The sequence below is a fragment of the Campylobacter concisus genome, assembly GCF_003048775.2.
GTDB lineage: Bacteria > Campylobacterota > Campylobacteria > Campylobacterales > Campylobacteraceae > Campylobacter_A > Campylobacter_A concisus_I.
Window position 1 is genome coordinate 276,116 of sequence record NZ_CP049272.1, and the last position, 21,159, is coordinate 297,274.

Sequence of the window (21,159 nt, forward strand, 5' to 3'; positions counted from 1 at the left end):
TAAAGCAAAATGGTGTAAAATCAACCATTTTTAAAGAAAATGGAAATTTATCAAATGATAGAAAAATTAAAAATTATCGCTGAACTTATCGTTTTTAAGCATTCTGTTTTTGCTTTGCCTTTTATTTTTGTTGCGATGATAGTTGCTAGCAAGATAGAAAGTGGCTCGGCTTGGTTTGGCTTTAAACTACTTATTTTAGGTACTTTTTGCGCTGTTAGTGCTAGAAATTTTGCTATGGCTTTTAATAGATATAAAGATGAAGATATCGATAAGCTAAATCCGCGAACTGCAAGCCGTCCAAGTGTTGATGGTCGTATCGGTAGGAGCAATATGCAGCTTTTTATAGTGGCAAATGCGTTTATTTTTATCGCATGCGCTTATTTTATAAATTCGCTCGCATTTTGGCTAAGTTTTCCTATTTTAGCTATTCTTGGCGGATATTCGCTGTTTAAGCGCTTTAGCGAGCTAGCACACTTGGTGCTTGGCCTTAGCCTAGGTCTTGCTCCCATCGCTGGCGTGGTCGCAGTGAGTGCTGCTATACCGCTTTGGAGCGTATTACTTTGCCTTGGTGTGACATTTTGGGTAGCTGGATTTGACTTGCTTTACTCACTTCAGGATATGAAATTTGATAAAGAAAACAAGCTCTTTAGCATACCAGCTATTTACGGCGACAAGGCTACACTTTTTTTATCAGCCATTTTTCATGCTTTAGCTTTTATATTTTGGCTACTTTTTGCTTGGGCGGCTGGGCTTGGAGCGATGGCATTTTTTGGAATTTTAGTAAGCGGCGTGATCTTATTTTTTGAGCATAGGATCGTAAGACGCGACTTTAGCAAGATAGATAGAGCATTTTTTACGTTAAATGGCTATTTGGGAATTTTATTTTTTATCTTTGTTTGGATTAGCGTATTATGAGTGAGATTAAGCTGTTTAAGGCACCTCTTGATATGGAATTTGAGTCTGATAAAGATGGGAGCGAGAAATTTAAAAGAGAGTTTGACTCCATCTTGCCGGGTGAAGAGGATGCGCTTGGGGCTTGGCTAAAACGAGCTAAATCGCGTGGCGAAACCAAAGAGAGCGATCAAGTTTTATTAACTTTACTGATCGAGCTTCATAGAAAAGTCGATGCTCTGAGTGATTATATTAAAAATGAGCATAAGCAATATTTGCCACTAAAAGAGAGGGCGAGTATCGAAGAAATCGGTTTTACACATATAAAAATAAGCGAAGAAAAATTTATAAAAGATGAAATTTACTACGCAAGGATTGCTATGCCTATCTTTCCAAAGAGAAATTTGAGTCTTTATTTAAGAGCTATTAGCGAAAATTTAGCAAAGATAGAAAATATGCACGAAGAGGATGAAGCCGACTGGAACGCTTACGTAACAGCTAGAGAGCGTGTAATGATAAGAGAAATGAGAGCGAATTCGTAAAGGAAAAATATGGAAATTTATATTTTTTTAGGCTTTGGTATCGTTTTGGCGATAATAGTAGCTTTAATGTTGATAAAAGATAGTGAGACAAATAAAAAATTTGCGAGATTTGAGCGAGCGATAGAAAGCGTTATGCAAGAAAATTTCAATCTAAAAAAGCAAATTTCAATGCTTGAGGGCGAGGCGTTTAAAAATAGTGAACAATATGAGCCACTTAAAAAACAGATAAAAGAAAATATTGATTTGCAAATAAATGAGAAAATTGTGCCAATAATTCGTGCGATTAAGAGCATCGAGCGAGTAATTGATGATTTTGCGACAGAGCAAAAAGATAGGATAGTTAGTCTTGAAGAGCGAACAAGAGATATTAATAAAATCGCACCAAGCGTCATCAATGAAGAAGAGCAAATTTTAAAAATGTTTAAAGACGGAAAAAGTGCAGCGATGATTGCAAAAGACCTTCATGTTGGAATGGGGCGAGTCGAGTTTGTGCTTAAATTTCATAAATTAGCCTAAATTTACAGGCTAATTTTAAAAAGACTAATCTACTCTTAAACTACAAAAATTGGCTTAAATTTTTATTTTGATTTAAATCTTTTAACATATAATTGAAAAAATTATAAAAAGCTCTAACCAAGCTTAAGAAGGTGCTTTATGCTAGTTGATAAATATGGTCGGGTTGTTGATTATTTAAGGATTTCTGTAACTCAGCGTTGCAACTTTAGGTGTAGGTATTGTATGCCTACAACGCCATTTAGCTGGACGCCAAGAGAGAATTTATTAACCTTTGAAGAGTTATTTTTATTTGTAAAAGTGGCTATTGATGAAGGTATAAAAAAGATAAGAATCACTGGTGGCGAACCGCTTGTACGTAAGGATTTGGACGTTTTTATAAAGATGATAAGTGATTATAATCCAGACATCGATCTAGCGCTTACTACAAATGGTTATATGCTTTCACACTTTGCCAAAAGGCTAAAAGATGCTGGACTAAAACGCATAAATATGTCACTTGATACGCTAAATGAGCAAAAGGCTAAATTTATTGCACAAAAAAGCGTTTTACACGAAGTTTTAGCTGGCTTTGAAGCAGCTCATGATACTGGATTAAAGGTAAAAATCAACACTGTTGCACTAAAAGGTGTAAATGATGATGAGCTTGTAAATTTGCTCGAGTTTGCTAAATTTAGAGATTCTCAGATCAGATTTATTGAGTATATGGAAAATTCACACGCAAAAGATGATCTAAAAGGGCTAAGTAGCGATGAAATTTTAAAAATCATCTCACAAAAATATAATGTCACAAAAGATGGAAAACTACCAAATGCGCCTGCGTCTATTTATAGACTTGATGATGGTTATAAATTTGGGATCATTGATCCACATAAGCACGATTTTTGCGAGAGCTGTAACCGCATCAGGCTAAGTGCTGAGGGACTTTTGATACCTTGCCTTTACTTTGAAGAGGCTCTTAGCATCAAAAAAGCAGTTGAAAAAGGTGATATTGTAGCTGCAAGTGAAATTTTAAGGCAAGTACTAGCAAACAAGCCAAAAGAGAACAAATGGGCGATAGGCGCTAGCAATGAAACCTCTTCGCGTGCCTTTTATCAAACTGGTGGTTGATGAGCAAAGAGCTAGAGCTAGTTGAAGCGTTTTTAAGCATCCAAGGCGAGGGGGCTTACCAAGGCAGACTCGCCATATTTTTACGATTTTTAGGCTGTAACTTAAACTGCTCTGGCTTTGGCGTGCAAACAAAGTCTTTAAAAACCGGCGAAAGCTTACTAGGATGTGACAGTATAAGGGCTGTCTTTAAAGGGCATTTTAATTATAAAATTTATAGTGTAGATGAAATTTTAGGCATAGTTGATAACCTATGCAAAGGCTTAATGCAAAAGCCTATTATTGTTTTAACCGGTGGCGAGCCGCTCATCTGGCACGAAAATGAAAATTTTATAAATTTGGTAAAGAAATTGCTTGAAGATTATGAAGTGCATTTTGAGACAAATGGCACTATCTTAATTGATTTTGCTAAATATGAAATTTATAAAAAATGCCATTTTGCACTTGGTGTAAAGCTAGCAAATAGCGGAGTTAGCGAGCAAAAACGTATAAATTTAGACGCTATTTTGGCTATTAAAAATAATGCAAGAAGTAGCTTTTTAAAATTTGTCCTCTCGCACTTTGACAAAAGCGAGCTAGACGAAATTATAAATATAAAAAATAGAGTGGATTTGCCAGTTTGGTGTATGGCAATAGGGGCGAATAGAGCTGAGCTTAACGAAAATGCTTTAAAAACAGCAGAATTTGCCATAAAGCATGGATTTAATTATTCAGAGCGTATCCACATCAGGCTTTGGAGCGATAAAGAAGGTGTTTGATGATTATTAGAAAGCTTTTTAGATTTGAAAATGCACATATTGTGAGATTTTGCAGCTCAAAGCGTTGTAGGACTAGTATCCACGGGCACAGCTATGTGGCTGAAATTTTACTTAGCTCAAATTTTCTTGATAACGCCGGCATGGTTTATGATTTTGGCTTAATGAAGCAAAACATAAAAACGATCATTGATAGTTTTGATCACGCTACGACAATATTTTCAGGCGATAATGTTGAGTATAAAAATGATCTAAAAAAGCACTCGGCAAGATGGATCGAGATCCCACTAAATCCAAGTGCAGAGCAGTTTTGCCGCATATTTTTTGTACTCATAGAAAGACTACTTGAGCTTAGTGTGATGAACAACGGTGAGCGTGAAGTGAAGCTTCATAGCATTATCGTGCATGAGACTGATACAGGCTATGCACAGTGCTTTAAAGAGGACGCCATAAATGCGCAAATGGGCGAGATAAAGCTAGATGAGATAAAATTTTCAGATGCTATCATAGAAGAGTGGGAAGATAAAAATTTATTCGAGAAGATGAAAAATAGGTTAAAAATAGAAAATCCAAAGGACGTTTGATGAAAAAAATTATAACTTCTTTTTTATTTATAGCTGGTCTATTTGTGGGTTGTGGAGATAAAGATGAGGCCAAAAATGATATTAGTGAGCCAGTGCCTAGTGATGTAACCATAGCTCAACCAGACGCAAATGTCACAATCGATGAACAACTCCCACCTGAGCCAGTCGTGGAAGAGAACGAGCCTTCCAAAGAGAAGAAATGAACGAGCATCTCTCCTCACTTTTTGCATACACCTTACCTTTTCATGTGATATTTTTTTATGCACTAGTTGCCTGTAATGTGCTTTATTTAATACTTACTCAGTTTGGTAGCAATAGTAAAAACTATGTGCTTCGTATAAGATATTTTTTACCGATTTATCATATGCTACTTAGTTTTCTTACGCTTACTGGACTTATTTTATGGGCGTATTATGGATATGGGTTTAAATTTAATGCCATAAAAATGTTAGTCATCTTAATAATTTTAATCGCACTTAGTGCCATAGGTTTTAAAAGGCTAAAAATTTATGCAGCTAATGGCGACTTAGAAAAATTTAAAAAATTCGCCCTTATTAAGGGATTTTTTGATCTTGTTTTAGTTATAGTTGCAGGGATTTAGATGAAATTTTTATATGATAAAAATGCAGGTAATGAAAGCTTAAAGATAGTAAATGAAGCCTTTTTGCACCTAAAAGCTAGAAGAATGCAAGCTGGTGAGCGAATAAGTGTTAGAAATTTACGAGATTTTAAAGAGTATATTTATGAAATTGATGAGATTGATAGGCGAAGTGCGAGCTTAAGTCTTGTCTTTGCCAGCTTAAATGGCGAGCAAAAATTCGACTTTACGATCGCTTGGGCTATCGTCGATCCAAAGACGATTGAAAAGACATTGCCATTTTTAAACGAACTTGGTGTTGGTAAAATAGCTTTTGTCTATACTAAATTTTCTCAGGCAAATTTTAAGATAGATATCGAGAGGCTAAACTACATAAATGCTCTCTCTTGCGAGCAGTGTGGGCGAACTTCACTAATGGAGTTTGAAGTTTATAAAAATTTGGACGAGCTAATGAGTGTTTATAAAAATGTCTCAGCTATAAATTTTGGTGGTAAAAGTTTAAATGAGAAAAAAGATGATGAGCTTTTAATAATCGGTCCAGAGGGTGGATTTAGCGAGGATGAGACGGCTAAATTTAAAAATAGCTACTGCCTAAATACTAAAAATATCTTAAGATCACAGACTGCGGTTATCTCAGTAGCGGCAAAATTCCTAGCTTAATTTATTTGATTTTTAGATTTCTTTTTATATAATCAGCAACTTTTAATGTAGATAATTAGCCCAAAAATAATAAAGGAAAAATGATGAAAAAAGATATCCATCCAGAATACGTAGATTGCACTGTAACTTGTGCTTGCGGAAACACTTTTAAAACAAAGTCAAACAAAAGCGAGATCAGGATTGACATTTGCGACAAGTGCCACCCATTTTTCACAGGCAGCGAAAAGATAGTTGATAGTGCTGGCCGTGTTGAGAAATTTAAGAAAAAATACGCTCAAAAATAAGCCTTGCTCTACTTTATTCCTACTCCAATAGGAAATTTAGAAGATATCTCGCTTCGTGCGATTAGAATTTTGCGTGAATGCGAGATAGCTATTTGCGAAGATACAAGAGTCTGCAAAAGTCTTATAAACTTGCTAAATGAACGTTTTGACGCAAGTATAAATATATCAAAATTTATTCCACTTCACACCCATAACGAAGATGACTTTTTCACAAATTTAAGTGATGATTTTTTTAGCAGAAATGTAGCCTACATGAGCGATGCTGGTATGCCAGGTATCAGCGATCCTGGAGTAAGTCTAGTAAGATACGCTCAAAAAAATGATATCAAATACGAAATTTTAAGCGGAGCAAACGCCGCACTTCTAAGCGTGGTCGCAAGCGGGCTTTGCGATAAAGAATTTGTTTTCCTAGGCTTTTTACCAAATACCGGCAGAGACAGAGCTTTAGCTATACAAAATGCTTTAAATTTAGCCTATCCAGCCGTGATCTATGAAAGCCCAAAACGCATACTAGGCTTAGTACAAAGTATCGCAAATCTAGAGCCTGAGAGAGAAATTTTTGCCATAAAAGAGGCCACAAAAAAATTTGAGAGTAAGTTTAAAGATAGTGCTAAAAATTTAGTCCAAATTTTAGAAAAAGCAAATTTAAGTGGAGAGTGGGCGATTGTCATCTCAAAAAGTGACAAAACAGCCACTCAAAATATCACAAAAGATGAGATACTTTTGCTTGATCTTGCTCCAAAAGTAAAAGCAAAATTGCTTAACAAAATAACTGGAGAAGATGTAAAAAAGATATATGATGAACTTACGAAAGCTTAAATTATAGGCCGCAAAACTACTAAGTGACATTGAAACGAAAGTGTAAAATTTACTCTAGTTACATACAAAAATAAGTTAAATTTTAATTGACTTTAGCTACCATAAGTTACCATGATAATATACGGAAAACAACTATTTTTACATATTTTGAACAAGCGACCACAGATATTAGAAGAGATATATCTATCAAAAGAGTGTGACAAAAAACTCTTCTATAAAATTTGTGGTACGGGCAAAAAAATTATTCGCGTGGATAATCAAAAAGCGCAGTCTTTAGCTCGCGGTGGAAACCATCAAGGTTTTTTAGCGAATGTTAGTGAGTTTGAATTTTCAGATATTACTGAGCTTAAAAAGCTAAATTTTATCGCCATTCTTTACGGCATAAGCGATGTTGGCAATATCGGTGCTATCGCTAGAAGTGCTTATGCTCTAGGCTGCGAAGGTCTTGTGATAGTGGCAAAAAGTATAAATATGCAAGGCGTTTTAAGATCAAGTAGCGGCGCTGCCTATGAGATACCAATAGCGATTTTTGAAGATGGGCTTAGTTTGCTAAATGAACTAAAGCAATTTGGCTTTAAAATTTATGCAACAGCAAGTAATGGAAAAAACGTAAAAGAGATGAAGTTTGCCGGTAAAAGAGCTTTGGTGATGGGCTCAGAGGGCGAAGGCATACCGCAAAAAGCTCTAGCAAAGTGTGATGAGTGTATTGGTATAAAGTTAAAAGAGGGCTGGGACTCCTTAAATGTAAGTGCAGCTTTTGCAATAATTTGTGACAGGATGATAGATGAATGAATTAGAGAATTTAAAAGAGATAGGTATAAAGGAAATTTCACGTAAAACGCATATTGAGCCTACATTTTTACAATATATTTTTGATAAAAATTTTGAAAAATTATCACGTTTAAACATTAGAGGTTATGCCAAAATTTTACAACGTGAATATGATGTTGATTTGAGCGAATTGCTCGCTGAATATGATGCCTTTATGCAAGAAAACACTCCAGATGAGAGTCACAAAACTAAAGTTACTCCAAAAATTTCTTCTTACACTCCAAAAGATATTACCATACAAAAACAAAGCGGTAGTGGCGGTGCTGGATTTTTATTTTGGCTCATCATTTTAGCTATTATCGCTGGTGGGGCATATCATTTTGATGCTTACAAATATATCGAGAATTTTTTATCGTTTTTAAATGACGAGAATAAAAGCGTGAGCTATTCGCAGTCAAGTATAGTAAATGAGGTGAAGAAAAATATCATCGATACAAATATCACCATCTCTCAAAATAGCCCTAAAATAGAAGCAAACATATCAAACGTAAAAATTTCAGCTCCAGTTGAGCAAAATGTGACAACAAGTCCTGCAAACATGGAGCAAAATGCTGTGAAGCCAAGCATGGTAGCTCAGCCAGCTCCTAAGATAGAGCAAAACATTACAAAGCCACTAAATGAGGCGGTCATTACACCAAAACAACGTGTCTGGATAGGGATAATTAATCTTGAAAATGGTCAAAAAGTATCAAACGACACAAGTAAAAGCATAAATATAAATTTAGACCAAAGACAGCTTGTGGTTTGTGGAAATGGCAACATTGAGCTAAAGATCGGCGATAAGGTGACAAAATATAATCCAAGCCGTCCAGCTAGATTTTTAGTAGAAAATGGAGAGATGAAATTTGTGAGCTATGATGAGTTTGTAGAACTTAACAAGGGTAAATCTTGGTAAGAAAAATAGCGATTTTCACCGCTTTTAGTGTATTTGCCTATGCTTTTAGCTTACAAACTAGTGCAAGTGCTTTAAGCAATGTTGAAAATGTGCAAATTTCTTTAGAAAATTTAGACCAAAATGGCTCACTCAATGTCAATGAGCTAGTATCAAGATTAAAACAAAACTCGAGTTACGATAGCATTTCATTTGGCTCAAATAGTTTGAATTTAAAATTTATAAGTGAGCAAAAGGCTCCTTCTACATTATTTGTAAAATCAATAAATTCAACTCTGGATGATGCCAACATAAGTATTTCAAGGATAAATTCTCTAAAAAATGGAGATCAAATTTCTTATGGAATTTCGGCCATAAAAAATGGTGGAATAGATCCAAGTTTATTAAGCTTAGCACTTGGTCAAAGCGGTTTTAAAATTTTAGGATTTGATAGAGTTGATGGGAATTTAGAGATATTTTTAGATGCTCAGAATATGATCCTTAAGGCTACAAAGGTAAATTTTGACGAAGAGACGCCACTTTTAAAAAGCGGTGGTACTTATTTTGTTGATGTTGAGGGTGCAAGTAGTCTGGATATCGCATCAAAAGAGTCAAATAGATGGATGCCACTTGTTAGGATTTATGATAAAAATTTAAATCAGATTGACTCTATAAAAGAGGAGCAAGCAAAAACCGCCATTTCTATAAATTTAGCAATAGGCGCAAAATACGCATTAATTAGCGACAATGTTGATATAAATAATATAAAAAATGAGATAATTATCAAGCTTATAAAATAGGAGTAAGCAGTGTTTGATGAGATAAGATTTAATACAATTGAGCGTTTGCCAAACTACGTTTTTGCCGAAGTAAATGCGATAAAAATGGCTGCACGAAGAGCTGGCGAGGACATCATCGACTTTTCTATGGGTAATCCTGAGGGCAGAACGCCACAGCACATCGTCGATAAACTATGCGAAAGCGCGCAAAAGGACAAGACTCACGGCTACTCAGCCAGTGCTGGAATTTACAAGCTCCGCCTTGCCATTTGCAACTGGTACAAAAGAAAATACGGCGTAAATTTAGACCCAGACACTGAGGCAGTCGCTACGATGGGTAGCAAAGAGGGCTTTGTTCACCTAGCTCAAGCCGTGATAAACCCAGGCGATGTGGCTATCGTGCCTGACCCTGCTTATCCGATACACACGCAAGCGTTTTTATTTGCTGGCGGAAGTGTCGCAAAGATGCCGCTTCACTATAATGATAAATTTGAACTAGATGAGAATAAATTTTTTGAAAATTTGATCCAGACTATACACGCTAGCTCACCAAAGCCAAAATATGTAGTCGTAAATTTTCCTCACAATCCAACGACCGTAACCGTGCAAAAGAGCTTTTACGAGCGCCTTGTAAGCATTGCAAAGCAAGAGAGATTTTACGTTATCTCTGACATCGCCTACGCTGATCTTACGTTTGATGGCTACAAAACGCCAAGTATCTTTGAGGTTGATGGTGCAAAAGACGTTGCAGTCGAGTGCTATACACTTTCAAAAAGCTACAATATGGCTGGCTGGAGAGTCGGCTTTATGTGCGGAAATAAAAGGCTTTGTGCGGCACTTAAAAAGATAAAATCATGGGTTGATTATGGCATGTTTACGCCGATCCAGGTGGCTGCCACAGTCGCACTTGATGGCGATCAAAGCTGTGTTGAAGAGATACGCCAAATTTATGAAAAAAGAAGAGATGTGATGATAGAGGCCTTTGCCCAGGCTGGCTGGGAGCTTAAAAAACCAAGCTCAAGTATGTTTATCTGGGCGAAACTTCCGCCAAAGGTTAGCCATCTGGGCAGCCTTGAGTTTTCAAAGCAGCTTCTTACAAAGGCGTCAGTCGCAGTTAGTCCTGGTATTGGTTTTGGCGAGGGCGGAAACGACTATGTGCGTCTAGCTCTTATCGAAAACGAAAATAGAATAAGACAAGCAGCAAGAAATATAAAAAAATATTTGAAAGAATTTGAATGAATGTAGCGATATTGGGCGTTGGAACCGTTGGCGAGTCAGTTGCTAAAATTTTGCTAAAAAACAAAAAGCTAATCGCAGCAAGAAGTGGCGAGGAGATAGTGCCAGTCATCGGAGTGGTCAGAAATTTAAATAAAAAAAGAGACGTTGGCATCCCTTTGACTGACGATATAAATAGCGTTATAAACCGCGATGATATCGACGTTTTTGTCGAGCTTATGGGCGGAGTTGAAGAGCCTTTTAGGGTTGTGAGTGAAATTTTAAAGCGAAAAAAAGCAGTCGTAACAGCGAACAAAGCACTCCTTGCCTATCATAGATACGCCCTACAAAATTTAGCCAAAAATATACCATTTGGCTTTGAAGCAAGTGTGGCTGGTGGCATACCGATCATTAGAGCCTTAAGGGAAGGCTTAAGCGCAAACCATATCGTTAGTATAAATGGCATACTAAACGGAACTAGTAACTTTATCCTAACCTCGATGATGGACGAGGGTTCAAATTTTAAAGACGCTCTTAAAAAGGCGCAAGAGCTTGGATACGCTGAGGCTGATCCTACTTTTGATGTGGGTGGCTTTGATACGGCTCATAAGCTACTTATCTTAGCAAGCATCGCATACGGTGTGCACGGCGATCCAGAGGATATTTTGATCGAAGGAATACAAGGTATTACGCCTGAAGATATATTTTTCGCAAAAGATTTCGAATACTCAATAAAACTTCTAGCAATTGCCAAAAAAAGCGAGGGTAAAATCGAACTACGCGTACATCCAGCGCTTGTGCCACAAAATAAAATGATAGCAAAGGCAAGTGGCGTAACAAATGCGATCAGTGTCGTTGGCGAGGTCGTTGGCGAGACGATGTACTATGGACCTGGAGCTGGCGGCGACGCAACGGCAAGCGCGGTGATCAGTGATCTCATAGACATCGCAAGAGATAGCAAATCGCCAATGCTTGGATATAAAGCACCGTTTGAATTAAATACGCTTGAGCTACTTGACCGCGATAGGATAAAGACAAAGTATTACTTTAGATTAAAAGTCGAAGATAAAATGGGTGTGCTAGCAAAGATTACAAATTTAATGAGCGAAAATAATTTATCGATTGATAGCATACTTCAAAAACCAAAAGATGAGAGCGAATTTGCGGTATTGTTTTTTACGACACATACGAGTCTTGAGGCTGATGTAAGAAGGACAATTGAAATTTTAAAAGAGCAAGAGTATATAAAAGAAGAGCCATTTATGATGAGGATCGAGGAGTAACTTGGGGCTAAAAGAGTATCTCTTTGGTAAAAGCTCGGAAGATAGGGCGTGTGAATTTTTACAAAAGCTTGGTTTTGTCATTTTAGAGAGAAATTTTCACTCTAAATTTGGTGAGATCGACATTATCGCGCTAAGTAGTGATAAAATTTTGCACTTTATAGAGGTAAAAGCAACTAACGGAGAATACGAGGCAGAATATAGACTAAATAAGGCAAAATATATAAAAATTTTAAAAACTATAAATTTTTATATGATGAAAAATGAGCCAAATAGAGATTTTCAAGTCGATTTACTAATTATAAAAAATGAAAATTTAGAATTGATAGAAAATATTAGTTTATAATAAAATTTATTATTTAGATAAAATTTAAATTTAATTTGTATAATTGCAACATTTTAAAAAATAAGGAGAAAAAATGGGAAAATACATCGAACTTACAAAAGAAAATTTTGATGTTACAAAAGAAGGCGTTGCTTTAGTAGACTTTTGGGCTCCATGGTGCGGACCTTGCCGTATGCTAGCTCCAGTGATCGAAGAACTTGCTGAAGACTTTGACGGTAAAGCAAAAATTTGCAAGGTAAATACTGACGAAGTGCAAGATCTTGCAGTTGAGTTTGGCATCAGATCGATCCCAACATTGTTATTTTTCAAAAATGGCGAGCTAGTTGAACAAATGGTCGGTGCACAGTCAAAACAAGCCTTAACTGACAAATTAAATTCGCTTCTTTAATGAGCGAAAAAAGAAGAGGAAGTCTACTTCCTCTTACATATATATTTGGTTCATTTTTTGGTGCAGCTATGATAGCAGCTGCATTTGCGTATAGCAACTATCGTTTTTCACAATATAAATTTGTTGATTTTGCAAAGCTAGTTTTTTACGAAAAAAGCGAAATTTTCACTCCAAAAGAGCCAAAATACACGCTTTTAATCTTCAGCTCAAATCAATCAAAATTAGATGAAATTTTACCAATCAAAAATGAAACAGTTGTGGCAATCGATATCTTTCAAAAAAGATATGAGTCAAACTCAACACTAAAATATATAAGCTCAGATATTAATACGGTCTTGGAGCTGATGCGAAATTTGAGCATTACAAAGCTTCCAAGTAGTGTTGAGATAGTTCATCAAAGGGGTGAAATTTATAAACAAAATTCGCCCATAAATGTTTTAGAATAAAGGAAATTTATGCTTGATTTAGCGATCATCGGAGGCGGTCCAGCAGGACTAAGCGCCGGACTTTACGCCACTAGAGGCGGACTAAAAAATGTTGTAATGTTTGAAAAAGGCGAGCCTGGCGGTCAGATCACCTCTAGCTCAGAGATAGAAAACTACCCAGGCCAAAAAGCCCCTGGCGAGAGTGGTTTTGACTTTATGAGCACTTGGTGGAAGCAGTGCAGTGCATTTGGGCTAGTTCACAAGTGGGCAAACGTCGTTGGCGTTAGAAAAAATAGCGACGGCAGCTTTGAAATTTTACTTGAAGGTGGTAATAGTGAGCAGGCAAAAGCGGTTATCGTAGCGACTGGCTCAACTCCAAGACGTGCTGGCTTTAAAGGCGAGGACGAGTTCTTTGGCAAAGGCGTAAGCACATGTGCGACATGCGATGGCTTCTTTTATAAAAATAAAGAGGTAGCTGTCCTTGGCGGTGGTGATACAGCTGTTGAAGAGGCACTTTATCTAGCAAATATCTGCTCAAAAGTCTATCTTATCCATAGACGTGACGAGTTTAGAGCAGCACCTACGACCGTTGAAAAAGCTAAAAAAAATGAAAAGATCGAATTTATAACAAGTGCAACGATAAAAGAGGCGCTTGGCGATAAAATGGGCCTAACAAAGATTGTGCTTGATACCAAAAATGGCGAGCGCGTGCTTGATGTGCCTGGCATTTTCACCTTCGTAGGACTAAATGTAAATAACGAAATTTTAAAAGATGAAAATGGCAAATTTATCTGCGAAATGGTTGATGGTGGACAGGTTAAGACAAACCTTAAGATGCAAACCAGCCTAAAAGGGCTCTTTGTAGCAGGCGACATCAGAGAGGACGCTCCAAAGCAAGTCATCGTAGCAGCAGGTGATGGCGCAGTGGCTGCACTTAGCGCTATGAGCTACATAGAAAGCTTGCATTAATACTCAAATTTAGCCAAATTTTTGGCTAAATTCCTCTTCTTTTTTTCTATCAAATTTTTGATTTTATACGTATTTTTAAAGCCTATTTGTAATCTATCTATAATAAATTTTATGTTAAATTTCAACCAAAAATCAAAGGATAAATTTTGGTAAAAATAGGCCTTTATGGTGCTAGTGGAAAGATGGCTCAAAGTATCATTTCTTGTTTAAAAGATGAAAAAGATGCCACTTTAAGCATCGCTTTTAGCCAAAAAAATCAGGTTGAAAATTTAAGTAGCGATCTTTTGACAAATGACTTTGCTAAATTTTTTGAAGCATGCGATGTAATAATCGACTTTAGTCAAAAAGAGGCGACTATGGCACTGCTAAACTACGCTAGAACTAATCCAAAACCACTAGTTATAGGTACGACCGGGTTAAATGACGAAGATAAAAACTTACTCCACCTAGCATCAGGAACTATGCCTATTCTTTACGCAACAAATATGAGTTTGGGTGTGGCTGTACTAAACCGCCTTGCAAGGATTGCTTCAAAAACATTAAGAGAATTTGACATAGAGATCGTAGAGCAACACCATAGGCACAAAAAGGACGCTCCAAGTGGTACAGCGATGACATTAGCTGGTTGCGTGGCTGAGGCTAGGGATTTAAATTTAAAAGATGTTTTAGTCACTGGTAGAGTTGGCATGGTGGGCGAAAGAAGCAAGGACGAGATCGCAGTTATGGCACTTCGTGGTGGAGATGTGGTCGGTCGCCACACAGTTGGCTTTTATAATGACGGCGAGTTTATTGAGCTAAATCACACCGCAACAAGTAGGGCAACCTTTTCAAAAGGTGCGATCAGGGCTGCTATTTGGCTAAAAGATCAAAGTAGTGGTCTATACTCGATAGACGATAGTTTAGGGCTTGATGATTAAATTTGAGCTTGATGATATAGAAAGCTATAAGCTAGAATTTGGTGATAAATTCTACTTGCCAGAGCGTGAAAAGCGTCAAAATTTAAGAACCGGCGATATAGTAAAGCTTATATTTGGATTTGAAGATGATGAAATTGCTCAGGTTGAGCGCATGTGGGTGGTCGTTAGCGAAACAAATAACGGCGAATTTACCGGTATACCGGTATTTTAGACAATGAACCATTTATAAAAGGCTATTTAAATGCTGGCGATGAGATCAAGTTTAACTATAAAAATGTTCTTGAAATTTACAAAGATGATGAAAACTAAAGGAAAAAAATGTGTGCAATAGTTGGTATTATAAATTCTAAAGATGCAGCAAAGACTGCCTATTATGCGTTATTTTCTATGCAGCATCGCGGTCAAGAGGCTAGCGGTATTAGTGTTTGTGATGACGGAGAAATTTCTACTCACAAGGGTAATGGTCTGGTTACAGAGGTTTTTAATGAAGAAATTTTAAGATCGCTAAAAGGCGATATGGCGATCGGTCACAACCGCTATGCAACGGCTGGTAAAAACTCGGGTCGTGATGCCCAGCCAATAGCCGCTAATTACTCTTTGGGACAAATTTCAATCGTCCATAATGGAAATTTGGTAAATAAAGATGAGGTTAGAGATGAGCTTATTAAAGATGGTGCGATATTTCAGACAAATATGGATACTGAAAATATCATCCATCTAATTGCAAGAAACCATAGCGAACACTTGCAGGACCGTATTATCGCGGCACTTGACAAGATAAAAGGTGCTTATTGTTTGCTTATCCAGTCACGCCATAAAACCTTTGCCATAAGAGATCGCTGGGGTGTTAGACCACTAAGCCTTGGCAAGCTAAAAGATGGTGGATATATCGTAGCTAGCGAGACTTGTGCTTTTGATCTTGTGGGGGCTAGCTTTATAAGAGATATTAGGCCTGGTGAGATGATAGTTTTTGAACATGGAAAAAGTGAGTTTCAAAGTATTCAAATTTATGATCCAGATCCTAGAATTTGTGCATTTGAATATATCTATTTCGCACGTCCAGATAGCGTGATAGAAGGTAAAAGTATCTATGAAGTTAGAAAAAAAATGGGTGAAGTACTAGCTAAGAAGAGCAAAATTAAAGCAGATTTTGTCGTACCTGTACCAGATAGCGGAGTACCAGCAGCGCTTGGATATGCAAATGAGAGCAAGATCCCTTTTGAGCTAGCTATCACCAGAAACCACTATGTTGGTAGAACCTTCATCGAGCCAAGCCAAGAGATGAGAAATTTAAAGGTTAAGCTAAAACTTAACCCGATGTCATCGGTTCTAAAAGGTAAAAGCATCGTTGTTATCGATGATAGTATAGTTCGCGGTACTACTTCAAAAAAGGTGGTTGATCTTTTAAGACATGCGGGCGCTAAAGAGATTCATTTTAGAGTCGCATGCCCTGAGCTTAAATACCCTGAGCGATACGGTATCGATACGCCAAGTTTTGAAGAGTTAATAAGCTCTAAAAAAAATGCAGAGGAAGTAAGAGAATATATCGGTGCAGATAGCTTAGAATTTTTAAGTATAGACGAACTTAAAGAAAGTATCGGCAATGAGCGAAAATATTCGCTTGTAAGCTTTGATGGTGACTATTTCATAAAGTGAAAAATTTAGCCATTTTTTTGCTTGTTGCAATATTTTTTAGTGGTTGCTCACAAAAGAGTCCAAGCAAAAAAGACGAAATTTCTATTTACGTAAGCTACTATGAGATAAATGGCACAAAGCAGCAGCTACAAATAAAAACTGTTCAAAATTTTGTAGAACAAAATGCTAGTGTGCCATTTTTTGGTGTAGTAAATTTTTTAGCAGAAGATAAAATTTTAAATGCTTATTCGCTTGCAAAGGGCACTATAAACGTACTTGAGGTAAATAATAGCTCTATAAATTTAAATAAATCAAGTGATATTCTGGCTTTAAAAAGAGCTAATGAGATAAAATTTTATGAGATAAGGCCTGATGTGCTTGAGAGTGTTAAATTTGGCTCACAAAATAGTGTTTGCGGTGATTTTTTGTTACAAAAGCCAGTGCATGTAAATGTAGCAACAAACTACTATTTAAGAGATGATAGCTTTTTTGCAAGCATTATAGAAGCAAATTTCTTTTATAAAAAAGGTGCAAAGATCCTAAAAAAAGAGTTTGCTTACAATATATCTGAGGCCAAAATCCTAGAAGAAGCAAAAGAATTTACACAAAAAACAAAGCAACTCTTTTTAAATGACCTACAAAAATTGGGTAGGCTACTTGACATACTTTGTACTTTTTAAGTCTTTAGCTTAGAAAATCGTGTTTATTGCAGATGCTAAAAAGATAAAATTTACTCTAAAATCAAACTAAGACTTAACGTTTTATCCTATGAAATTTGTAAAATTTTGCTTTAAATTTTTATTAGTAGCAATTTAGTTTTGTGATATTCATGCCATTTTTAAAATAAGGCGGATATGGCATATATACGGTAAATGGTGTGCTTTTTTGCTTTGGTAAATTTTTGGCTACATCAAATTTATATTCAACTGTATTTGGCCTCTCGTCCTTATCTGTACCAAGAACCCATGAGAAAAATGAAAGCCCACTTGGCTTAAAAAATGCTTCACCGCCAAGGTCATTTTTATTTAGCGGTTGGTTGATTAGTTTGACTGTCAGCGTGCAGTTGCTAATTGTAAATTTACCAATATTTCTCACTTGTCCCTTAAAAACAATACTTTCATTTCGCAAAATTCGCTCACTTTTTACATTTTCGAGCATGCCTTTTTTTGTGTATTTATCAAGCACTAGCATCAAAAAAACAGCAAGTGTGGTTGAGACTAGAATGTTTGTAAAAAATAGTGATAAAAATAACTTTCGCTCAGCTCTAAGTGAGAGAACAAGAAATAAAATAGAAAGCAGAGCAATCGCAAAAAGAACGATAATATGAACGATCGTAAAATATGCTGAGCTCATCAAAAACACTCCACTTTTTTAGAGATATTGTAATCTATAAATGCGAAATCATTGACAAATTCTTTAATCTCAATGCTTTGCTTTGGCAAAAATTCCTCGTTTAAGATGATTCTTTTTCTAGCAAATGGATTAAGTGAGTTAAAAAAATCTTTCGTATTTTGCCTTGAACTTAGATAGAAGTCAAGCTCGATTTTACAGATACTAAGTGCATTATTTGAATTATTTGTAATATTAAAATCAACCATTAGTGCATCAACATATTGAAGCTGCTTGGTTATTATTTTGCTTATGCTAACTGGTCTTAAATTTTCATTTATATATTTGTTCGCGTAGTAATTACCTACAAAAAGTCCGAAAAAAGCAGCCAAAATAAATAAAAATCCTATCTGCCACCACGACTTTATCGCAATAAAAATTCCTAAAAGTACAATTAATATAAATGCTAAAAATATCCAGCCATAGGTTAGAAAATCAATGAGCTTTGCATTTTGCAATACAAAAAGCAAGTTGTGCTTAATGCTATTTAACATCTCGCGATCTTTTCTCTTCAATGCCGCTCATGCCAAAACGCCTTGCAAGTTCGTTTTTTACAGCATCTGGATGGATATTATGGGCCGAAAGTGCTACAAGTGCATGAAAGCAAAGATCGGCTGCTTCGTAGATCAGATCATCTTTTGCTTTTTGCTCATTTTGCTTTGAGTTTTCTGCGAAGCTAAGATCCTTTGCGGCCATTATAAATTCGCCAGCCTCTTCGCCAACTTTCTTTAAAATTTGATTTTCGCCTTTTTTAAAAAGACTTGCCACATATGAAGCTTCAGGGTTAGCATTTAGCTTTCTATCTTCTATTACATGGTAAAGCTCGTCAAGTACGCCATAATTTATTTTTTTGACTTCAGTTTTTGTATCTAAAATTTTACCGTCATGCAAATTTATCTCATTAAAAAAACACGACCTTGCTCCAGTGTGACAAGCAGCGCTTCCGTTTTGAATCACCTTTAAAAGCAAAGTATCGTTGTCGCAGTCTAAAAAAGCAGCCTTTATCTCCTGAGTATTGCCACTTTCTTCGCCTTTTTTCCAAATTCTATTTTTAGTACGTGAAAAGTAGTGAGCGTAACGGCTAGATAGACTTAAATTTAATGCTTCTTCATTCATGTAAGCAAGCATTAAAACTTCATTTGTGGCATGATCGCAAACCACTACTGGAAGCAATCCACCAACCTTTTGCCAGTCTATACTTTTTGTTACGCTATTCATTTTTATCTCTCGCTTACTGAGCTAGCCCTTGCTTTATCTTTTGCATCTAGCCAGATGTTTGGCACAGCCCCACCAGGTGTTAAGAAAATTTTAGCATCTTTGTTTTCTTTTAGAGCCTCGTTAAATTTGTTTTGCGTCTCGATCTGCTTTAAATTTAGTAGATTTTGATCGACACTTTTTGCGACCTCTTTGTTCGCATACGCAGTTGCGTCAGCCTCGATTTTAATGGCATCAGCCTTACCTTTTGCTTCAATAATCGCAGCTTTAGCGGTACCTTCAGCAAGTGCGGCTTGTTTTAAGGCTTCTTGATTTGCTCTTTCTACTTCATATTTTGTTCTTTCGGCTTCTTGTTTAGCGATTTGGACGCGCTCGATCTGCTCTTTTACCTTTGAAGGCAAGATGATCTCACGAAGCTGCACTGTTAAAAGCTCAACTGGCTTATTTGGCTGAGAGTCGATGTCTTTTCTTATGCCATCATCGATTTGTCTTGCTAGATCGTTTCTCTTTGTTGGAAGCTCTTCTGCTGTATATTTACCAGCGATACTACGAACCACGTCACGAACGACAGGATCAACTATCTTGCTCTCCCAGCTAAGACCCCAAGAGGCAATGGTTTGAGGGGCATTTTCTGGATTTAAACGGTATTGCACAGTAATATCAATGCTAACTGGTAAATTTCTAGCATCAAGCACTGAAATAGAATTTTTACGTAAAATTCCAGCACCAACACCTTGATATGATTTTTGCATTGATTCGCCCATATCCTCGCCAGAAGTATAGTTTATGATCCTAACTCTGGTATCTACGATGATGATATCTTGGATAAAAGGTAAAAAGAAGTGAAAGCCTGGCTGCAAAGGATTTGGCTCATATTTACCTGCCGTAGACTTGATGCCAACTTCGCCTGAGTGAATCACTTTAAATGGCTGAGTGATAGCAAAAATAGCAATAATTGCAATTACAATGTAGGCAAGTGCTCCAAATTTACCAAAGCCACTTGGTAAATTTGGCATTTTAAAGTCCTTTTTGAAAGGCGGCTCTTTGTCGCTATTTTGACTAGAGCCTCTGTTGTCATTACCTGGCTTTTTTTTATTGAAATAATCGTTTAAATCAGCGGGCATTTCGTTCCTTTAAATTTTTAAATATATGTTAAAAATGATTCATATTTTTTATTTAGTCCATAAACTACGTCAAAATAAGCTTTTTGTAGTCTCTTTGTCACTTCTCCTCTAGCTCCGTTACCAATGATGCGGTTATCTATGCTATTTATCGGTGTTACTTCAGCTGCAGTACCTGTGAAAAATGCCTCGTCAGCTGTGTAAGCCTGATCTCTTGTGATGCGCTCTCTTCTTACTTCGATGTCAAGGTCGTGAGCAAGTTTGATAACTGTATCTTGAGTGATGCTAAGTAGGCTGTTGTCATTTGGTGGAGTGATCAATGCACCATTTTCAACGATAAAGAAGCACTCACCAGGACCTTCAGCTACAAAGCCTTCGCTATCAAGCAGTAGTGCCTCATCGTATCCAGCCTCTTTTGCCTCGTAGTTTGCCATTTGTGAGCTTAGGTAGTTTGAGCTAGCTTTTGCTCTGTTCATTTGAGCAGCAGGCGCAAGTTTGGCAAAGCTTGAAATTTTAACTCTAATGCCTTTTTCTAGGCCTTCATCGCCAAGATAAGCACCCCATTCCCATGAAGCGATAGCGGTTTGCACTGGTGCTTTTGTGTGAGCTACACCCATTACGCCGTATCCTAAAAATATAAGTGGGCGGATATAAACATTGCCGTCATATTTATTTGCACGAAGAAGCTCTATTTGCGCTTTTTCAAGCTCTTCCTCAGTGTAAGGTACATTTAAAACAGTCATTTTTGCTGATCTTAAAAGCCTTTTTGTATGATCTTGGAGTCTAAAAATAGCTAGACCTTTTTTTGTTTTATAAGCTCTTGTACCCTCAAATACGGCATTAGCGTAGTGCAAAGAGTGAGTTAGAACGTGTACTTTTGCATCGTCCCATTTAACTAATTTTCCATCCATCCAGATAAATTCTGAAGCATTCATTGTTAAACCTTTCTTTTTTCTTAGAAATTTTGGTCTGAGTTTATCTAAAATTGCTTTAAATTTACATTTCTAAGACCAAAATTTGCAGAT

Annotated in this window: 29 protein-coding genes; 24 read left to right on the forward strand and 5 right to left on the reverse strand. The window is 36.6% G+C overall.

Translation table 11 applies throughout. The annotated features are described in order from the left end of the window. Positions 1-54 precede the first annotated feature (54 nt). The 24 genes from mqnP to CVT17_RS01430 all read left to right on the forward strand — a co-directional run bounded on the left by mqnP (position 55) and on the right by CVT17_RS01430 (position 17,089). A complete protein-coding gene (mqnP, locus tag CVT17_RS01315; RefSeq protein ID WP_107698271.1) occupies positions 55-915 on the forward strand; it encodes a menaquinone biosynthesis prenyltransferase MqnP in 861 nt (286 codons plus the stop codon). Continuing rightward, a complete protein-coding gene (locus CVT17_RS01320) occupies positions 912-1,433 on the forward strand; it encodes a hypothetical protein (protein ID WP_021091060.1) in 522 nt (173 codons plus the stop codon). Before mqnP ends, CVT17_RS01320 begins: the two co-directional genes overlap by 4 nt. A 9-nt stretch (positions 1,434-1,442) precedes the next feature. Continuing rightward, entirely contained in the window at positions 1,443-1,949 is a 507-nt protein-coding gene (locus tag CVT17_RS01325) for a DUF6115 domain-containing protein (protein WP_021091068.1), read from the forward strand. 138 nt (positions 1,950-2,087) lie between these two features. After that, positions 2,088-3,056, forward strand: a complete 969-nt coding sequence (gene moaA / locus CVT17_RS01330) for a GTP 3',8-cyclase MoaA (protein WP_107769806.1) — start codon at positions 2,088-2,090, stop codon at positions 3,054-3,056. Continuing rightward, positions 3,056-3,811 carry a 7-carboxy-7-deazaguanine synthase QueE gene (locus CVT17_RS01335; protein WP_107769805.1) on the forward strand — a complete coding sequence of 252 codons (756 nt, stop codon included), beginning with the start codon at positions 3,056-3,058 and terminating at the stop codon, positions 3,809-3,811. Before moaA ends, CVT17_RS01335 begins: the two co-directional genes overlap by 1 nt. Continuing rightward, the gene (locus tag CVT17_RS01340; protein ID WP_107769804.1) at positions 3,811-4,392 is read left to right on the forward strand and encodes a 6-pyruvoyl trahydropterin synthase family protein; all 582 of its coding nucleotides are present in this window, start codon (positions 3,811-3,813) and stop codon (positions 4,390-4,392) included. The genes CVT17_RS01335 and CVT17_RS01340 overlap by 1 nt, the downstream gene beginning before the upstream one ends. Continuing rightward, positions 4,392-4,595: a hypothetical protein gene (locus tag CVT17_RS01345; RefSeq protein ID WP_084041593.1), complete on the forward strand. Its 204-nt coding sequence runs from the start codon at positions 4,392-4,394 to the stop codon at positions 4,593-4,595. Before CVT17_RS01340 ends, CVT17_RS01345 begins: the two co-directional genes overlap by 1 nt. Next, positions 4,592-4,993 carry a hypothetical protein gene (locus CVT17_RS01350; RefSeq protein WP_107858439.1) on the forward strand — a complete coding sequence of 134 codons (402 nt, stop codon included), beginning with the start codon at positions 4,592-4,594 and terminating at the stop codon, positions 4,991-4,993. The genes CVT17_RS01345 and CVT17_RS01350 overlap by 4 nt, the downstream gene beginning before the upstream one ends. Then, positions 4,994-5,650 (forward strand): 16S rRNA (uracil(1498)-N(3))-methyltransferase, encoded by a 657-nt coding sequence (locus CVT17_RS01355; RefSeq protein WP_087586849.1) that lies wholly within the window; start codon positions 4,994-4,996, stop codon positions 5,648-5,650. Between the two features lie 83 nt (positions 5,651-5,733). Continuing rightward, positions 5,734-5,934, forward strand: coding sequence for a 50S ribosomal protein L31 (gene rpmE, locus CVT17_RS01360; RefSeq protein WP_002942443.1), 201 nt, complete (start codon positions 5,734-5,736; stop codon positions 5,932-5,934). A 3-nt stretch (positions 5,935-5,937) separates the two neighbouring features. Then, entirely contained in the window at positions 5,938-6,753 is an 816-nt protein-coding gene (rsmI, locus tag CVT17_RS01365; protein ID WP_087586848.1) for a 16S rRNA (cytidine(1402)-2'-O)-methyltransferase, read from the forward strand. A 111-nt stretch (positions 6,754-6,864) separates the two neighbouring features. Continuing rightward, entirely contained in the window at positions 6,865-7,545 is a 681-nt protein-coding gene (gene rlmB, locus CVT17_RS01370; protein WP_087586847.1) for a 23S rRNA (guanosine(2251)-2'-O)-methyltransferase RlmB, read from the forward strand. After that, positions 7,538-8,479 carry a phosphatidylglycerophosphate synthase gene (locus CVT17_RS01375; RefSeq protein WP_087586846.1) on the forward strand — a complete coding sequence of 314 codons (942 nt, stop codon included), beginning with the start codon at positions 7,538-7,540 and terminating at the stop codon, positions 8,477-8,479. The genes rlmB and CVT17_RS01375 overlap by 8 nt, the downstream gene beginning before the upstream one ends. Further along, positions 8,473-9,255 (forward strand): hypothetical protein, encoded by a 783-nt coding sequence (locus CVT17_RS01380; RefSeq protein ID WP_107769799.1) that lies wholly within the window; start codon positions 8,473-8,475, stop codon positions 9,253-9,255. The genes CVT17_RS01375 and CVT17_RS01380 overlap by 7 nt, the downstream gene beginning before the upstream one ends. A gap of 9 nt (positions 9,256-9,264) precedes the next feature. Further along, positions 9,265-10,473 (forward strand): LL-diaminopimelate aminotransferase, encoded by a 1,209-nt coding sequence (locus tag CVT17_RS01385; protein ID WP_084109200.1) that lies wholly within the window; start codon positions 9,265-9,267, stop codon positions 10,471-10,473. Continuing rightward, positions 10,470-11,732, forward strand: a complete 1,263-nt coding sequence (locus tag CVT17_RS01390; RefSeq protein ID WP_103583271.1) for a homoserine dehydrogenase — start codon at positions 10,470-10,472, stop codon at positions 11,730-11,732. Before CVT17_RS01385 ends, CVT17_RS01390 begins: the two co-directional genes overlap by 4 nt. Position 11,733: 1 nt before the next feature. Next, positions 11,734-12,075 carry a YraN family protein gene (locus CVT17_RS01395; protein ID WP_107769798.1) on the forward strand — a complete coding sequence of 114 codons (342 nt, stop codon included), beginning with the start codon at positions 11,734-11,736 and terminating at the stop codon, positions 12,073-12,075. Positions 12,076-12,148: 73 nt separating this feature from the next. Then, positions 12,149-12,463 (forward strand): thioredoxin, encoded by a 315-nt coding sequence (gene trxA, locus CVT17_RS01400; protein WP_012001054.1) that lies wholly within the window; start codon positions 12,149-12,151, stop codon positions 12,461-12,463. Then, complete coding sequence (locus CVT17_RS01405) at positions 12,463-12,909, forward strand: hypothetical protein (RefSeq protein WP_054196066.1); 447 nt, start codon at positions 12,463-12,465, stop codon at positions 12,907-12,909. Before trxA ends, CVT17_RS01405 begins: the two co-directional genes overlap by 1 nt. Before the next feature lie 9 nt (positions 12,910-12,918). Next, positions 12,919-13,857, forward strand: coding sequence for an NAD(P)/FAD-dependent oxidoreductase (locus CVT17_RS01410; RefSeq protein ID WP_107769797.1), 939 nt, complete (start codon positions 12,919-12,921; stop codon positions 13,855-13,857). Between the two features lie 146 nt (positions 13,858-14,003). Next, positions 14,004-14,774: a 4-hydroxy-tetrahydrodipicolinate reductase gene (gene dapB, locus CVT17_RS01415; RefSeq protein WP_107769795.1), complete on the forward strand. Its 771-nt coding sequence runs from the start codon at positions 14,004-14,006 to the stop codon at positions 14,772-14,774. Then, a complete protein-coding gene (locus CVT17_RS01420) occupies positions 14,767-14,985 on the forward strand; it encodes a hypothetical protein (protein ID WP_084041605.1) in 219 nt (72 codons plus the stop codon). The genes dapB and CVT17_RS01420 overlap by 8 nt, the downstream gene beginning before the upstream one ends. A 107-nt stretch (positions 14,986-15,092) precedes the next feature. Continuing rightward, complete coding sequence (gene purF, locus CVT17_RS01425; protein ID WP_107769794.1) at positions 15,093-16,430, forward strand: amidophosphoribosyltransferase; 1,338 nt, start codon at positions 15,093-15,095, stop codon at positions 16,428-16,430. Next, a complete protein-coding gene (locus CVT17_RS01430) occupies positions 16,427-17,089 on the forward strand; it encodes a hypothetical protein (RefSeq protein ID WP_107769793.1) in 663 nt (220 codons plus the stop codon). Before purF ends, CVT17_RS01430 begins: the two co-directional genes overlap by 4 nt. Positions 17,090-17,210: 121 nt before the next feature. Here CVT17_RS01430 and CVT17_RS01435 read toward each other — a convergent pair whose 3' ends face one another. From CVT17_RS01435 to CVT17_RS01455, 5 genes are read right to left on the reverse strand one after another with little or no spacing between them, the layout of a single operon-like run. Then, a complete protein-coding gene (locus CVT17_RS01435) occupies positions 17,211-17,762 on the reverse strand; it encodes a DUF2393 family protein (RefSeq protein WP_021090969.1) in 552 nt (183 codons plus the stop codon). Then, on the reverse strand, positions 17,762-18,292 hold the full coding sequence (locus tag CVT17_RS01440; protein WP_107769792.1) for a DUF2393 family protein: 531 nt from the start codon (positions 18,290-18,292) through the stop codon (positions 17,762-17,764). Before CVT17_RS01440 ends, CVT17_RS01435 begins: the two co-directional genes overlap by 1 nt. Next, positions 18,282-19,016 (reverse strand): bifunctional phosphoribosyl-AMP cyclohydrolase/phosphoribosyl-ATP diphosphatase HisIE, encoded by a 735-nt coding sequence (gene hisIE / locus CVT17_RS01445; protein ID WP_107769791.1) that lies wholly within the window; start codon positions 19,014-19,016, stop codon positions 18,282-18,284. The genes CVT17_RS01440 and hisIE overlap by 11 nt, the downstream gene beginning before the upstream one ends. A 2-nt stretch (positions 19,017-19,018) precedes the next feature. Next, on the reverse strand, positions 19,019-20,137 hold the full coding sequence (locus tag CVT17_RS01450) for a prohibitin family protein (RefSeq protein ID WP_021090685.1): 1,119 nt from the start codon (positions 20,135-20,137) through the stop codon (positions 19,019-19,021). A 17-nt stretch (positions 20,138-20,154) separates the two neighbouring features. After that, positions 20,155-21,069, reverse strand: coding sequence for a branched-chain amino acid transaminase (locus CVT17_RS01455; protein WP_107769790.1), 915 nt, complete (start codon positions 21,067-21,069; stop codon positions 20,155-20,157). Positions 21,070-21,159 lie beyond the last annotated feature (90 nt).